Annotated in this window: 13 protein-coding genes and 1 pseudogene; 8 read left to right on the top strand and 6 right to left on the bottom strand. The window is 58.2% G+C overall.

Annotation, left to right across the window (positions count from 1 at the left end):
* Positions 1-272 precede the first annotated feature (272 nt).
* The 3 genes and pseudogenes from RHM59_RS01755 to RHM59_RS01745 form a co-directional block, all read left to right on the top strand.
* Positions 273-1,814, top strand: coding sequence for an FAD-dependent oxidoreductase (locus RHM59_RS01755; RefSeq protein ID WP_322285806.1), 1,542 nt, complete (start codon positions 273-275; stop codon positions 1,812-1,814).
* A gap of 21 nt (positions 1,815-1,835) precedes the next feature.
* A complete protein-coding gene (locus RHM59_RS01750) occupies positions 1,836-1,976 on the top strand; it encodes a hypothetical protein (protein ID WP_322285805.1) in 141 nt (46 codons plus the stop codon).
* Positions 1,977-1,986: 10 nt separating this feature from the next.
* A pseudogene (locus tag RHM59_RS01745) lies at positions 1,987-2,268 on the top strand (glutathione binding-like protein); the annotation flags it as partial.
* Between the two features lie 253 nt (positions 2,269-2,521).
* On the opposite strand, the gene RHM59_RS01740 reads toward RHM59_RS01745, so the two are convergent.
* Positions 2,522-3,601, bottom strand: a complete 1,080-nt coding sequence (locus RHM59_RS01740; protein WP_322164977.1) for an MBL fold metallo-hydrolase — start codon at positions 3,599-3,601, stop codon at positions 2,522-2,524.
* Positions 3,602-3,781: 180 nt separating this feature from the next.
* On the opposite strand from RHM59_RS01740, the gene RHM59_RS01735 reads away from it, so the two are divergent.
* Entirely contained in the window at positions 3,782-4,402 is a 621-nt protein-coding gene (locus RHM59_RS01735) for a TetR/AcrR family transcriptional regulator (protein ID WP_322164978.1), read from the top strand.
* A 16-nt stretch (positions 4,403-4,418) separates the two neighbouring features.
* Here RHM59_RS01735 and RHM59_RS01730 read toward each other — a convergent pair whose 3' ends face one another.
* On the bottom strand, positions 4,419-5,324 hold the full coding sequence (locus tag RHM59_RS01730) for a LysR family transcriptional regulator (protein ID WP_322285804.1): 906 nt from the start codon (positions 5,322-5,324) through the stop codon (positions 4,419-4,421).
* Between the two features lie 121 nt (positions 5,325-5,445).
* Between RHM59_RS01730 and RHM59_RS01725 the strand changes: the two genes are divergently transcribed.
* The gene (locus RHM59_RS01725; protein ID WP_322164980.1) at positions 5,446-6,204 is read left to right on the top strand and encodes an SDR family NAD(P)-dependent oxidoreductase; all 759 of its coding nucleotides are present in this window, start codon (positions 5,446-5,448) and stop codon (positions 6,202-6,204) included.
* 34 nt (positions 6,205-6,238) lie between these two features.
* On the opposite strand, the gene RHM59_RS01720 is transcribed toward RHM59_RS01725, so the two are convergent.
* On the bottom strand, positions 6,239-6,925 hold the full coding sequence (locus tag RHM59_RS01720; RefSeq protein WP_322285803.1) for a DJ-1/PfpI family protein: 687 nt from the start codon (positions 6,923-6,925) through the stop codon (positions 6,239-6,241).
* 132 nt (positions 6,926-7,057) lie between these two features.
* On the opposite strand from RHM59_RS01720, the gene RHM59_RS01715 reads away from it, so the two are divergent.
* A complete protein-coding gene (locus RHM59_RS01715; RefSeq protein ID WP_322285802.1) occupies positions 7,058-8,059 on the top strand; it encodes a GlxA family transcriptional regulator in 1,002 nt (333 codons plus the stop codon).
* Positions 8,041-9,507, top strand: coding sequence for a D-aminoacylase (locus RHM59_RS01710; RefSeq protein WP_322285801.1), 1,467 nt, complete (start codon positions 8,041-8,043; stop codon positions 9,505-9,507). Before RHM59_RS01715 ends, RHM59_RS01710 begins: the two co-directional genes overlap by 19 nt.
* A gap of 270 nt (positions 9,508-9,777) precedes the next feature.
* Here RHM59_RS01710 and fahA read toward each other — a convergent pair whose 3' ends face one another.
* Positions 9,778-11,079 carry a fumarylacetoacetase gene (gene fahA / locus RHM59_RS01705; RefSeq protein WP_322285800.1) on the bottom strand — a complete coding sequence of 434 codons (1,302 nt, stop codon included), beginning with the start codon at positions 11,077-11,079 and terminating at the stop codon, positions 9,778-9,780.
* Positions 11,076-12,383, bottom strand: coding sequence for a homogentisate 1,2-dioxygenase (gene hmgA / locus RHM59_RS01700; protein WP_322285799.1), 1,308 nt, complete (start codon positions 12,381-12,383; stop codon positions 11,076-11,078). The genes fahA and hmgA overlap by 4 nt, the downstream gene beginning before the upstream one ends.
* A 191-nt stretch (positions 12,384-12,574) precedes the next feature.
* On the opposite strand from hmgA, the gene RHM59_RS01695 reads away from it, so the two are divergent.
* Positions 12,575-13,372 (top strand): IclR family transcriptional regulator, encoded by a 798-nt coding sequence (locus RHM59_RS01695; RefSeq protein ID WP_322164986.1) that lies wholly within the window; start codon positions 12,575-12,577, stop codon positions 13,370-13,372.
* Between the two features lie 70 nt (positions 13,373-13,442).
* Here the strand turns inward: RHM59_RS01695 and hppD are convergent, their stop codons facing one another.
* Complete coding sequence (hppD, locus tag RHM59_RS01690) at positions 13,443-14,543, bottom strand: 4-hydroxyphenylpyruvate dioxygenase (protein WP_322164987.1); 1,101 nt, start codon at positions 14,541-14,543, stop codon at positions 13,443-13,445.
* Positions 14,544-14,649 lie beyond the last annotated feature (106 nt).

Raw genomic sequence — 14,649 nt, 5'->3', positions numbered from 1 at the left:
TAGACTCTTTGTTTTTGGGAGGTAGGACGCTGACCTAGGATGTCGTACGACAGCTAACGAGCTATCGACTGAGCTCAATGCATCTTTAGGGGAAATCCGTGAATACCTGCCCCTAAAACCCCTTGAGATCATGTACGCCTTGGCTTCCCTCCAAACGAATGTGGCACTTCTCCGACGAACGTAGCCAAGTTGCAGGCCGGCAGCGCTCATTTGCACTGAACCTCACTAAACACGCTGACTCATAAGGGAAATAGCCTGTCTGGAGAACGTCCATGGCCATACATCCAGTCGCCCGTTTCGCCGACCTGCGTCATGACCGGGGCACCCAGGTTGAAATTGGCGAGCAAACATTTCTGTTGCTGAGGATGGGCAACCAAGTCCGTGCTTATCAAGCGAGCTGCCCCCACGCTGGCGCGCCGCTCGCTGATGGCGCGGTGTGCAACGGCAGGCTGATTTGCCCGTGGCATAAAGGCGCGTTTTCGATTGAGGACGGCACGTTGTGCGAACCGCCCGCGCTGGATAACCTGTTGCGCTACCCGGCGTACGTCGTGGACGGCGAAGTGCGAATAGACGACCGGCCCCTGCCCACGTCCGCTGCCGTGGTGAACGATGAGCGTTGCTTTGCGATCATCGGTGCCGGAGCTGCCGGAACTGCAGCCGCTGCCGCGTTACGGGCTAAAGGCTTTGGGGGTCGTCTACTGTTGATCGACCGTGAGTTCCAGCCCGGTTACGACCGTACCGCGCTGAGCAAATTTGTCATCGCCGGCGACATGAAACCGGACAAAATCCCTCCACTGCGCGATGAAGCGTTTTACCGCCAGCAGCGTATCGAGCGAATTCACGGCGAGGTCACGCGGCTGGAAGTTTCAGCCAAACGCCTGACCGTGCGTGTCAACGAGGCTGACGAGCAGCCTATCGAGTACCACGCGGCGCTACTGGTCACCGGCGGAAAACCCCATTCGCTGGACGTGCCCGGCGCCGATTTGCCAGAAGTGTTGTTGCTGCGCACCCGGCAAGACGCCGAGTGGATTCTGCAAGCGGCGCCGCCCTCCGCTCAAGCGGTGATTATCGGCGACAGCTTTATAGGGCTCGAAGCCGCCTCGGCGTTGCGCAAACGCGGAATGTCGGTGACGGTGCTGGCGCGCCATGAAGCGCCGTTCATTGCGCAGTTTGGCGACCGCATCGGCCGCGCTATTCGTCACCTGCACGAGCAAAACGGCGTGCTGTTTCGCAGCCATGTTGATGTGGCGCGTTTTGAAGGCACCGGGAATCTTGAGACGGTGGTGCTGAATACCGGCGAGCGGCTTGACGCTGAATTAGCGTTGATTGGCATCGGTGTCAGCCCGGCAATCGAATGGGTCGAGGGCGTCAACCGCGAGCACGACGGCTCATTGCGGGTAGACGCGGGCATGCAGGTTGCCGAGGGCTTATGGGCGGCGGGCGACATCGTTACCTTTCCGTTGTTGGGCAAACCGCATCGCATCGAACATTGGCGGCTGGCCCAACAACAGGCCCGGGTCGCAGCGCACAACATGCTCGGGGCGCATGAACAATACGCTGACGTGCCGTTCTTCTGGACCTACCACTTTGGCAAACGCTTTGATTACCTGGGCCACGCTGAAACCTGGGACAACATCGTTTTTGAAGGCTCGCCAGAACACTACAACTTCATTGCCCTGTTGAGTCAAAACGGCATAGTCGCCGCCATCGTCGCCTGCCAATACCAACGGGCGATGGCGTTGTTTGCAGAACGAATGAAGCAGCCGCTGGCGGTAGACGAAGCTCGGCGGTTGATTCGCTCCATCAGCCAGTGATTAATCGAGGAGACATTCACCATGACTCAAAACACCACACGCAGTGACGCTGCTCAAACGCCTAAAGAAGTCGGTGATGTGGGCGAGCGCAATAAAAAACTCAACCAAGAGGGCGAAAAACCGCGCCCCACCACCCCACCCGATCCCAAGGATCGTTCGTAATAATGCGGGTTTGGTGCGAAATATGCCGACGTTTCAAGATCCAAACGCCATCGCCGAATCCTGCCGCGATTGGGCCAGGCAGATCGCAATTCTCAATCAGGCGCTGGAAGCCACGGGGGGTTACATCACGGGCGAGCAATTTTCCCTGGCCGACATTCCGTTGGGGTTGTCGGTGAATCGCTGGTACGAAACCCCATTGCAACACGCGGAATTTCCGGCGGTTCGTGCGTATTACGAACGTTTGAGTCAACGGCCGGCGTTCATGACCTATGGCCGGAATGGGATGGCGTGAGGGTGTATATCCGGCCTTTGTGGTTGCTGAACTTATGGTTTCGCTTTCCGCAATTTGATACTCAATTCGCAGGAGATTGATGGGCGGGCAACTATCTGTAGGAGCCAACTTGTTGGCGAAGGTCCTTCGGACCTTATCGCAGCCTTCGGCAGCTCTTACAGAATCTGTGCAGCACCAAAACTGTGGGACCGAATTTATTCGGGAAGGCTTCCGTCCTGACACGCTGCAACCTCGACCCACACAAAAACATCCCCTACAGCCCTCGAACCCCGTGAGCCTCACCATCGCCCGCACTTGTCTCAACCACCCCTTTAACCCCTAACCACCAGGCATGCCCGCGGGTGGGGTAGTCCAGGTAGAACGGTTGGCCCATCTGCGGCGTGCTGATAGCGATATTCTTTTCCCAAGCCAGTGCGAGAATACGATCGAAAGGTTCGTGCCAGGCATGCATGGCCAAGTCGAAGGTGCCGTTATGGATCGGCAATAGCCAGCGGCCGCGCAGGTCGATGTGTGCTTGCAGGGTATGCTCGGGCTGCATGTGCACGTCAGGCCAATCGACGTTGTACGCGCCGGTTTCCATCAGCGTCAGGTCGAACGGCCCAAAGCGGTCACCGATCTGTTTGAAACCTTTGAAATACCCGCTGTCGCCACTGAAGAAAATTTTCTGACCGTTATCAATCATCACCCACGACGCCCACAGCGTCTTGTTGCCGTCGAGTAACGTACGCCCGGAAAAGTGCTGCGACGGTGTAGCGACAAAGGTTAAACCGCCAATTTCAGTGGACTGCCACCAGTCCAGCTGCCGTACTTTTTCTGCCGGCACGCCCCATTCGATCAAGGTGTCCCCCACCCCAGTGGGCGCCAGAAAATGTTCGGTCTTGTGGATCAACGCCTTGATCGCCATGTGATCGAGGTGGTCGTAATGGTTGTGCGAAAGAATCACGGCTTTGATCGGCGGCAGTTCCTCGAGGCTGATGGGCGGCTGATGGAATCGCTGCGGCCCGGCCCATTGCACCGGAGAGGCGCGCTCGGCAAACACCGGGTCGGTCAACCAAAATTGATCGCGCAGTTTGAGCAATATGGTCGAGTGCCCCAAGCGGAATACGCTGTTATTGGGCGCCGCGAGCAACTGCTGACGGGACAGCGGCTGCACCGGGATGTCGCCTGCTGGACGGGTGTGTGCGGGCTTGCCGAAGAACGCCATCCAGAACACGCGCAAGGTTTTTAGAAACCCCAGTCGGTGCGTCGGTGCGTGATTGCGGTAGCGCCCTTCTTGCTGCAAAGAATCCATCACCGGAGCGGCGGCTTTAGCGGAATGCAATGTATTAGTCATGAAAAGCTGACTCCAAGGAGCAGGATGAGGTTCCTGGATCTTGATGAACGAGGATGACCGGTAGAACGTTTCAGGTGCAGAACTACACTACACAGTGTAGTTTTAAGCTTGCGACATCTCTGGTGACAAGTAAACTACCAAGTGTAATTTTTTCAATCCGCCCGTCTGAAGCGAATTTTTATGAAAGCGCCCCTACGCCTGACCGACCGAAAACGCGAAGCCATTGTTCAGGCGGCCATTGCCGAATTTCGCGTCAATGGGTTTGAAGTCACCAGCATGGACAAAATCGCCGCGTTAGCGGAGGTGTCCAAACGTACGGTGTACAACCACTTTCCAAGCAAAGAGGAATTGTTTTCCGAAATCCTTCAGCAGTTGTGGACCAGCAGCACTGAGCTGCAAGACATGACTTACCACCCTGAGCTCCCTCTGCGCGATCAGCTTAAGGCCCTGCTGGAGTCGAAAATGCGGACGCTGGCTGACAGCAACTTCATCGACCTGGCCCGGGTGGCCATTGCCGCCACGATTCACTCCCCGGAGCGCGCGCAGAACATGGTCTCGCGGTTAAATGAGCGCGAAGAAAGCTTCAACGCCTGGATTCGCGCCGCGCAACTGGACGGCCGTTTCAAAGCAGTTGATCCCAGTTTCGCCGCGACTCAGATTCACGCGTTGATGAAAGCGTTCGCGTTTTGGCCGCAGATCACCCTGGGCGCCGAAACGTTGGTTCCAGGGGTTCAGGGCTCGGTGATTGAATCCACCCTGGACCTGTTCCTGGGCTGGTACGAAATCCCGACAGCCGCCTAAAAATAGGCATAAACGCTCAGGCATCCTGCGCGTGCTCGCGAAACAATACCTCCAGCCATTGCATGAACACCCTGAGCCGCTCCGGTACGTGCTGTTGCCGGGCGTAGAGCAGCGACACCTCCATCGGCGCGGGCACGTAATCAGGTAATACCGACACGAATTCGCCGCTGGCCAGAAACTCACGCGCGCCCATCCGTGGAACCTGCACCAGACCAAGGCCCGCACGGCAGGCGGATTCGTAGGTCTCGGTGTTATTGACCGTGATACAGCCCGCCATCGGCACTCGCCGCACCTTGCCGTTGTGCAGGTATTCAAATCCATCTGAGCGGGCGCCCAAGACCCCCACGTAATGCACCAAGCGATGCCGGGCCAAGTCGTCGAGGGTGTGCGGCACCCCATACCTACGCAAATAGCTTGGGCTCGCGCAATTGATCATCGTGACCCGCCCAATCGACCGAGCGATAACCGATTGATCCGGTTGTGCACCCACTCTCAACACACAATCAAACCCTTCCCGCACCAGATCAACCCGCCGATCGGTGCTGCTGATTTCCAAATCGATTTGCGGATGACGGGCAACGAACTCAGGCAGCCGCGGCATAAATAATTTGCGCGCCAATGAGCTGGGCATGTCCACCCGCAAACGTCCGGCCAATACCGCGCCCTCCTGCCGAAATAAACCTTCGAGTTCGTCCATGCTCGACAGCAAACTTTTGCTACGGTCATACAATACCAAGCCGTCTTGGGTGACCTGCACTTTGCGGGTGGTGCGGTGCAATAACTGCGTGCCCATCAAGACTTCCAGCGCTTGCACGTGTTCGGAAACCGTTGATCGCGGCAGGCCAAGGCTTTCCCCCGCTTGAGTAAAACTCGACAGCTCGGTGACCCTGACGAATGTTTTCAATAACTCAAGTTTGTTCATCGCCAGCCCTTGGATTGTTCGAATTATCCGATCAGTGATTCCGATCTAGCCCTGTTTATCATGCAGCGGCGGACAAATACACTACGTCCACCGCATCACCCTTCAGCAAAAGGAACGCACAATGACCCGTAAAATCGCACTCATCACCGGCGCCAGCCGCGGCCTGGGCAAAAGCACCGCCCTGCACCTCGCCGCCCAAGGCATCGACATCATTGGCACATTTCACAGCAACAGCGCCGAATCCCAAGCCGTCGCCAGCGAAATCGAGGGCCTCGGCAGCCGCGCCGTCATGCTGCAACTGGACGTCGGCGACAGCAGTTCGTTTGCCGCGTTTGGCTCATCGGTCAGCAATGCACTGAAGAACAGCTTTTCCCGGGATTCATTCGACTTTTTGGTTAACAACGCCGGCACCGGCATGGACGCCAGCTTTGCCGAGACCAGTGAAGAGCAGTTCGACCAGATGATGAACATTCACCTCAAAGGTCCGTTTTTCCTGACCCAACGTCTGCTGCCGCTGATTGCTGATCAGGGCCGGATTGTGAATATTTCCTCAGGCCTGACCCGCTTTTCCATGATCGGTAAAGCGGCCTACGCAATGATGAAAGGCGGCATCGAAGTGCTGACCCGCTATCAGGCGCAAGAACTGGGGCCACGGGGTATTCGGGTCAACACCTTGGCGCCGGGCGCTATCGCCACCGATTTCGGCGGCGGGCTGGTGCGTGACAACCCACAGGTCAATCAACACATCGCTTCCGGCACCGCGTTAGGCCGGGTGGGTTTACCCGACGATATTGGCGGTGCGATTTCCATGCTATTGGCCGATGGCAACGGCTGGGTCAATGGTCAGCGCATCGAAGCCTCCGGTGGCGTTTTCCTTTAATTGAGTGTTCTTGAGCCCGGCAGCGCCTGAAGGCTCAGGCGCTGTGCAGTCTGGCAGCAACCCGCACTATCAACTGCTGACGGTTGGCCAGCGACGCCGCACCGCGTTTGACGGCCAACGCTAGTACCTCAGCGGGCGCCGTCTCGGGATGCCCTGCATTAAACGGCGGCGCAGGCGCATATTCGAGTTGCAATTGAGTGGCTTGGGCTTCCAGCGCACCGAACAATTCCCCGGCCAAGGTCAGCGCGAAATCAATCCCCGCCGTGACCCCTCCGCCTGTCATCAGGTTGCCATCGCGAACCACCCGCGCCTGCACCGGAATCGCCCCGAGCGCTTCGAGCAATCCGTGTGACGCCCAATGCGTGGTCGCGCGCCGGCCCCGCAACAAACCCGCCGCTCCCAACACCAATGCGCCAGTGCAGACCGAGGTCACAAAGCGCGCACCCTGCGCCTGACGTTGAATGAACGCCAACGTCTCGGCGTCCTCCATCAACGCATCGACACCCTTCCCCCCAGGAATACAAATCACGTCCAGAGGCGGACAGCTTTCAAAAACAGTATCGGGCGTGAGGGTCAGTCCGGTGCTGGAGCGAATCGGCGCAAGCGTCTTCCAAACCAGATGCACGGTCACCTCAGGCAACGAGGCGAACACTTCATAAGGCCCAGTCAGGTCCAGCTGTTGCACGTTGGGAAATACCAGTAAACCAATGTGAAGCGCCATGCGATGCCTCCTTCTCTGAGTACGCCGTGGTGTGGGCGATGGACGAAATCAATATAGTCCGCTAGCCTTTGGCAGATACGCCAGATACCCCACATTTTCCGCCAAATTGCTTCGCAAGCGCAGAGCCGGCCCATGACCACCCCACTTAAAACCGTGCATCTATTGGCCTTTCCCGACGTGCAATTGCTGGACGTTTCCGGCCCGCTGCAAGTATTTGCCACGGCCAACGATTTAATGCGCAAGCAAGGCCGTGGGGTGGTTTACGCGCCTCAGGTGATCGCCGTCGAACCGAATTCGGTGGTTTCATCGGCAGGCTTGGGATTGCTGACCGCGCCGTTACCCGGTGCTGACGACCCCTCCGATACATTGATCATTGCGGGCGGTCGGGGCGTTAATGCGGCGGCTGAAAACGTTGAGTTGCTGAGCTGGTTACGTGGGCAAGCGACAACGGCAAGGCGACTGGCGTCGGTGTGCAGCGGCGCGTTTTTGCTGGCGGCGGGCGGAATGCTGGATGGACGGCGGGTGGTGACGCATTGGAGCCGTTGCGAGGAACTGGCACTGCGCTATCCAACGCTGCGGGTAGAGCCCGATCCTATTTTCATCAACGACGGCGCGGTCTGGACCTCAGCAGGGGTGACGGCAGGTATCGATCTGGCGTTGGCGCTGGTGGAAGAGGACCTGGGCCATGAACTGGCATTGGCGATCGCTCGCCATTTGGTGGTATTCCTCAAACGTTCCGGTGGGCAATCACAGTTCAGCGCGACCCTCGCTTTACAGAAAAGCGCCGGGCGCTTCGCCGAACTGCATGCCTGGATCGCTGACAACCTCAGCGTGGATTTATCGGTTGCCGTGCTTGCCGAGCGGGTCGGCATGAGTGAGCGCAGTTTCGTCCGTCACTACCGCGCTGAAACCGCAAGCACCCCAGCACGGGCTATTGAACACCTTCGCGTGGAAGCCGCACGACGGCTGTTGGGTGACACCACTGTGCCCATCAAGCGCGTCGCAAGCCGCTGTGGTTTTGGCACGGAAGAAACCTTGCGCCGCAGCTTTTTAAGGGCCATCGCGGTGACACCGCAGGCGTATCGTGAACGGTTTTCGACCACAGAGAGACTGACATGCTCTATGACTTATTGATCCGCAACGCCCTGATCATCGACGGCAGCAACCGCCCGGCCTACCCCGCTGATGTGGCTGTCCATCAAGGTCGAATCCAACGGATCGGCAAGCTTGATGACGTGTCGGCCAGCGAAGAAGTCGATGCCAAGGGCCGGGTGTTGGCGCCAGGTTTTATCGACGTCCACACCCACGACGACACCGTGGTCATTCGCACACCCGAAATGCTGCCGAAAATCAGCCAGGGCGTAACCACGGTGATCGTCGGCAACTGCGGAATCAGTGCTTCGCCCGTGAGCTTGTTGGCCGAGCCACCGGACCCGATGAACCTGCTGGGCACTGCCGCTGCGTTTGTTTACCCGCGCTTCAGCGATTACCGCGCGGCAGTAGACGCCGCCCGCCCCGCCGTTAACGTCGCGGCGCTGATCGGTCATACCGCCTTGCGCAGCAACCATCTGGATGATCTGCACCGCACCGCGACCCCGGCGCAAATCGCTGCCATGCGTATCCAGTTGCGCGAAAGCCTTGAGGCCGGTGCGTTGGGGCTTTCTACTGGATTGGCCTACGCCTCGGCGTTTTCAGCGAACACCGACGAAGTGCTGCAACTGGCCGAAGAACTGACGGCGTTTGGTGCGCTGTATACCACCCATTTACGCAGTGAATTCGAGCCGGTGTTGGAGGCGATGGACGAAGCGTTCCGCATTGCGCGTCACGCCCAAGCACCGGTGGTGATCTCCCACCTGAAATGCGCTGGCGCCGGCAATTGGGGCCGCAGTCCGCAACTGCTCGCGGCGTTGGAAAGCGCTGCGCACACCCATCCGGTGGGCTGCGATTGTTACCCGTATGCCGCCAGTTCCTCGACACTTGACCTCAAGCAGGTCACCGACGCGTTCCGCATTACAATTACCTGGTCAACGCCGCACCCGGAACAGGGCGGTCGGGACTTGATCGACATCGCCGCTGAGTGGGGGCTGTCATTGTTGGACACCGCACGCGCATTGCAGCCTGCGGGCGCGGTGTATTACGGCATGGACGAAAGCGACGTGCAGCGGATTCTGGCACATCCGTTATCGATGATCGGCTCTGACGGTTTGCCGGAAGACCCGTTTCCGCATCCGCGTTTGTGGGGTGCGTTTCCAAGGGTGTTGGGGCACTTTAGCCGCGACCTTGGCCTGTTCCCGTTGCACACCGCCGTGCACAAAATGACCGGGCTTTCAGCGGCGCGTTTTGGTTTGCATGAACGCGGGGAAATTCGCGAAGGGTACTGGGCGGATCTGACGCTGTTTGACCCAGCGCGCATCCGTGACGTCGCCGACTTCAACGACCCACAACGCGCCGCCGAGGGCATTGACGGCGTGTGGGTCAACGGGCAATTGAGCTATGCCGACGGGCAAGTCCAAGGCAATCGGCATGGGCGCTTTTTGCCGCGCAGCGGGTCGTTGAAGGATGGGTTTAACCGCGAATTTTGATCTACCTGCTCGGCCCCTTCGCAGGCAAGCCTGCTCCCACAGGATTACTGGTTGCCGACGGTTTTTGTTTGGAACACTTTCTCTGCGGGAGCAGGCTTGCCTGCTCCCACAGGATTACTGGTTGCCGACGGTTTTTGTTTGGAACACTTTCTCTGTGGGAGCAAGCTTGCCTGCTCCCACAGGATTACTGGTTGCCGACGGTTTTTGTTTGGAACACTTTCTCTGTGGGAGCAGGCTTGCCTGCGAAAACGGTTTCGAACGGCACCAAAATCAAGCGCCAAGCACGACACCTCTGCACTCGCCAAACCCAATCGAGGCATAGCCTTCACGCTTACAACGAGCGCGAAAGATCACTTCGTCACCGGTTTCCAGGAAGCGTCGCGATTCGCCATTGGGCAGTGTCAGCGCAGTTTTTCCGCCGTCACTGATTTCCAACAAGCTACCAAATTGCCCCGTGTGCGGTCCGGACAAGGTCCCGGTACCCAACAAATCTCCCGGCTGTAATTTGCAGCCATTGACGCTGTGGTGGGCGACCATTTGCGCGACGGTCCAGTACATGTTTTGCGTGTTGCTCAAGGCCAGACGCTGCGGCGCCATACCCTGCCCTTTCATCTTCTGCGTGAGCAGCAGCACTTCCAGTTCTATATCCAACGCACCGCCTTGTTGATCGCCGGCATCGAACAGATACGGCAAGGGTTGCGGGTCGCCCGCTGGCCGTAACGGTTGCGCCATGCGAAACGGCGCCAAGGCTTCGGCCGTCACGACCCAGGCGGAAATGCTGGTGGCAAAGCTCTTGGACAAGAACGGCCCCAATGGCTGGTATTCCCACGCCTGTAAATCCCGCGCGGACCAATCATTGAGCAGACAAAAACCGGCAATGTGTTCGGCCGCGTCGCCGATGGCAATCGCCTCGCCCATGGCGTTACCCGGACCGATCCACACGCCCATTTCCAGTTCGTAATCCAGGCGTTTAGTCGGACCAAACTCGGGAACCGTAGCGCCGGGGGCCAAGGTCTGGCCGTTAGGACGTTTGACCGGCGTGTCGGAAATACAAATGGTCGAGGCACGACCGTGGTAGCCGATGGGCACATATTTGTAGTTGGGCAGCAACGGGTTATCCGGGCGAAACAGCTTGCCGACGTTCATCGCATGATGGATCCCGACGTAAAAATCGGTGTAATCACCGATGCGCGCTGGCACATGCATCACGCAGTCGGCCATGGGGTGCAGCAGGGTTTCAGCTAAGGGCTGCAAACGTGAAAGCTGCGGGCTCGCATGATCCAGCAAGTGCAACAGCTCAGTGCGCAACGCCCGCCGAGCAGGCGAGCCCAAGGCGAAGAAGTCATTCAACTGATCACGACCGGCCGCTTCGGCAGCGTCACGCGCAGCACCGTTGAAAAACCCCGCCTCCAGCGCCGCCCGCAGGTCGAAAATCATCTCGCCGATGGCCACGCCGCCGCGCTTGGTTAACCCGTTTCGGCTGAACACACCCAGCGGCAAGTTGTGCAACGGGAAATCGCTGTGACCGTTGGCGCTGGTGACCCAGCTAAGGGTATTCAATGAAGGCGTCATGCTTGGGTTCCCGAATCAAAGGTTTTGGCCATGCCTGACCAGCAGGCATCGTAATCAGTTTGCAGTTGTGGGCAGTCGAGGGCATGGCGGCTGGGGCGCAGCACTTTGCCGGTCTCAAACATGAACGCCATGGTGTTGTCGATTTTCTGCGGTTTCAACTCGGCGGCGATGGCTTTTTCTGCCGTGGCATTGTCCGGCCCATGAGCGCTCATGCAAGTGTGCAACGACACGCCACCGGGCACGAAGCCCTCGGCCTTGGCATCGTAAGCACCGTCGATCAACCCCATGAACTCGTTCATCACATTGCGATGAAACCACGGTGGCCGGAAGGTCTTTTCGGCTACCATCCAACGCGGCGGAAAAATCACGAAGTCGACATTGGCCTGGCCTTGAACCGCACCAGGCGCGGTCAACACGGTAAAAATCGACGGGTCCGGGTGGTCGAAACTCACTGAACCCACGGTATTGAAACGACGCAAATCGTATTTATACGGCACGTTATTGCCGTGCCACGCCACCACATCGAATGGCGAGTGATCAAGCCGTGTGGACCACAGTTCACCGAGAAATTTCTGTACCAACTGCACCGGCTCATCCCGGTCTTCGAAGTAAGCGACTGGCGTCAAAAAATCCCGAGGGTTGGCCAACCCGTTACTGCCAATCGGCCCCAAATCCGGCAGGCGCAAGGCGCAGCCATGGTTCTCGCAGACATAACCGCGGGCGCTGGCGTCCAGCAATTGAACGCTGAATTTCAGCCCACGTGGTAGCACGAGGATTTCTTGCGGCTCGATGTCCAACACGCCTAACTCAGTGATCACGCGTAAACGGCCCGATTGAGGGACGATCAGCCACTCACCGTCGGCGTTGAAAAATGCCCGGTCCATCGAGCGGTTGGCGCAGTAGACGTACACACTGACGCCCTCCGCCTGATCCGCAGCGGCCGTGCTGGCAAGGTTGATTAAGCCGTCGAGGAAATCAGTGGGCGTTGATGGAATATCGAACGCATCCCAGCGCAACCGGTTGGGGGTAATCGGGCCAATCTCTTGCCCCACGATCTGCCGCGACAACCGCTCGAAACGAGGGTGCGCCGCCGACGGCTTTATTCGGTACAACCAAGTGCGACGGGCCTCGGCACGCGGCACGGTGAACGCCGTACCAGAAAATTGCTCGGTGTACAGGCCATGGGAATGTTGCTGCGGCGAGTTCTGCCCAAGGGGCAACGCACCCGGCACGGCTTCGCTGCTGAACTCGTTACCGAAGCCACTTTGGTAGGCCAAGGAATCAATAGAGTGGGCTGTGAACATCTCGACCTCTGTTTGAATTCTGTAGGAGCCAACGTGTTGGCGAAGCGCCCGATGCAGAGCAACCCGTAAGCAGCCTCGCCAACACGTTGGCTCCTACAGGCATTTCGTAATCTGATTACGCATAACGTAATTTGAGTTTGTGACGAGGTCAAGCTATAAAGCAGCCTTCCCAGACCGGCGCACACTTGTTCATGACAGCGGAAATCGAAAGCCCAGCAGGCGCACGTCAGCAAAAAGTCCAGGCGGCTGAAGTCGGGGTTGGCATTCTCAAAGCACTGGCTGAGCTGGCGCCGGCGACCTCGTTGTCGAAATTGGCTGAGCATGTGGGCATGCCGGCCAGCAAGGTTCACCGCTACCTGCAAGCGTTGGTCGCCAGTGGTTTCGCCGAACAAAACGTCGTCACCAATCACTATGGCTTGGGGCGTGAAGCCTTACTGGTGGGGCTTGCGGCCCTCGGACAACTGGACGTCTTGAAAACCGCTGCGCCGCACCTGTCTGCGCTGCGTGACGACCTTAACGAGACCTGTTTTCTCGCGGTGTGGGGCAATAAAGGACCGACCGTGGTCTACGTCGAACAATCCATCGGTGCGGTGACGCTGGTGACGCAGATCGGCTCGGTGCTGCCACTGCTCAGCTCTTCCACCGGGTTGGTGTTCAACAGTTTTCTACCGGCCAATGAAACAGCGGCGTTGCGTGAGCTGGAGTCAGCCCAACTGAACGCCCGGCAATTGAAAGACGTTGAGAAACACCTCAAGGACATCCGCAGCACTGGGGTGCATCAGATTCACGGAATGTTGATGGCGGGGGTGAATGCCGTGTCGTCACCAGTTTTCGCCATGGGCAATAGGCTGGCGGGGGTGGTAACGGTGGTGGGATCGGCGTCGGGGTTCAACGGCGAGGCACAAGATCAGGCCGCGCAGAAACTGCTGAAAACCGCCCAGGATATAAGCCTGAGAATGGGCGGCAGTTTTCAGCGTTTAAATCTGTAGAGCCAACTTGTTGGCGAGGTTTGAAGAACGCTTCGCCAACACGGTGGCTCCTACAGGTTTTTTAGCAGGCTCAATCAGCCGTCAACACCCCACGCCGCACCTGATCGCGCTCAATGGATTCAAACAACGCCTTGAAGTTGCCTTCGCCGAAACCATCATCGCCCTTGCGCTGGATGAATTCGAAAAACACCGGCCCCATGAGGGTTTCCGAGAATATCTGCAACAGCAATCGGCGCTCACTGCCGTCTGACGAGCCGTCCAGCAGTATCCCTCGGGCTTGCAGTTCGTCCTGCGGCTCGCCGTGATTCGGTAAACGCCCTTCGAGCATCTCGTAATAGGTGGCCGGCGGCGCGGTCATGAAGCGCATACCCATGGTTTTCAGCGCGTCCCAAGTTTTGATCAGGTCGTCGGTGAAGAACGCGACGTGCTGAATACCTTCGCCGTTGAACTGCATCAGAAACTCTTCGATTTGACCGGCGCCCTTCGACGACTCTTCGTTCAACGGAATACGGATCATGCCATCCGGCGCGCTCATGGCTTTTGAGGTCAGGCCGGTGTACTCGCCTTTAATGTCGAAATAACGCAGCTCGCGGAAGTTAAACAGCTTCTCGTAGAAGTTCGCCCAATAGGCCATGCGCCCGCGATAGACGTTGTGCGTCAGGTGGTCGATGAATTTCAATCCGGCACCGATCGGGTGCCGTTCCACGCCTTCAATGAAATTGAAGTCGATGTCGTAAATCGAAGTGCCTTCGCCAAAGCGGTCGATCAAGTACAACGGCGCGCCGCCAATGCCCTTGATCGCGGGCAGTCTCAGTTCCATTGGCCCGGTGGCGATTTCCACCGGTTGGGCGCCCAGTTCCAGCGCACGGTTGTAGGCCAGTTGCGCATCCTTGACCCGAAACGCCATGCCACACACCGACGGGCCATGCTCGGCCGCAAAGTACGACGCGACGCTGTGGGGCTCGTTGTTGAGGATTATGTTGATCTCGCCCTGACGGTAGAGCGACACGTTTTTGGAGCGGTGATTGGCGACCTTGGTGAAGCCCATGATCTGGAACACGGGCTCCAGGACGTTGGGAATCGGCGAAGCAAATTCGATGAACTCAAAGCCCATCAGGCCCATTGGGTTCTCGTAAACATCAGCGTGAACATCGGTGCGGGAATCAGCCATGACATGGCTCCTTGCAGTAGAGAATGAAAGACGTAAACAGGCCGTTCTCTACAACGGTGGCGCACAAGGGATGCCACGCACGCTGCGGGCAAGGAAATCGCCGAAG

The organism is Pseudomonas sp. MH10 (assembly GCF_034353045.1).
GTDB lineage: Bacteria > Pseudomonadota > Gammaproteobacteria > Pseudomonadales > Pseudomonadaceae > Aquipseudomonas.
Note: the sequence above shows the minus strand (reverse complement) of the source record. Positions and strands in the feature narration are given on the sequence as shown.

What these genes read in the sequence shown, in the direction of transcription:
- RHM59_RS01710 (WP_322285801.1), top strand. Translation starts at nt 8,041, where the DNA reads ATGCTCTATGACTTATTGATCCGCAACGCCCTGATCATCGACGGCAGC.
- RHM59_RS01730 (WP_322285804.1), bottom strand. Translation starts at nt 5,324, where the DNA reads ATGAACAAACTTGAGTTATTGAAAACATTCGTCAGGGTCACCGAGCTG.
- RHM59_RS01695 (WP_322164986.1), top strand. Translation starts at nt 12,575, where the DNA reads ATGACAGCGGAAATCGAAAGCCCAGCAGGCGCACGTCAGCAAAAAGTC.
- RHM59_RS01735 (WP_322164978.1), top strand. Translation starts at nt 3,782, where the DNA reads ATGAAAGCGCCCCTACGCCTGACCGACCGAAAACGCGAAGCCATTGTT.
- RHM59_RS01715 (WP_322285802.1), top strand. Translation starts at nt 7,058, where the DNA reads ATGACCACCCCACTTAAAACCGTGCATCTATTGGCCTTTCCCGACGTG.
- fahA (WP_322285800.1), bottom strand. Translation starts at nt 11,079, where the DNA reads ATGACGCCTTCATTGAATACCCTTAGCTGGGTCACCAGCGCCAACGGT.
- RHM59_RS01755 (WP_322285806.1), top strand. Translation starts at nt 273, where the DNA reads ATGGCCATACATCCAGTCGCCCGTTTCGCCGACCTGCGTCATGACCGG.
- RHM59_RS01725 (WP_322164980.1), top strand. Translation starts at nt 5,446, where the DNA reads ATGACCCGTAAAATCGCACTCATCACCGGCGCCAGCCGCGGCCTGGGC.
- RHM59_RS01720 (WP_322285803.1), bottom strand. Translation starts at nt 6,925, where the DNA reads ATGGCGCTTCACATTGGTTTACTGGTATTTCCCAACGTGCAACAGCTG.
- RHM59_RS01750 (WP_322285805.1), top strand. Translation starts at nt 1,836, where the DNA reads ATGACTCAAAACACCACACGCAGTGACGCTGCTCAAACGCCTAAAGAA.
- hppD (WP_322164987.1), bottom strand. Translation starts at nt 14,543, where the DNA reads ATGGCTGATTCCCGCACCGATGTTCACGCTGATGTTTACGAGAACCCA.
- RHM59_RS01740 (WP_322164977.1), bottom strand. Translation starts at nt 3,601, where the DNA reads ATGACTAATACATTGCATTCCGCTAAAGCCGCCGCTCCGGTGATGGAT.
- hmgA (WP_322285799.1), bottom strand. Translation starts at nt 12,383, where the DNA reads ATGTTCACAGCCCACTCTATTGATTCCTTGGCCTACCAAAGTGGCTTC.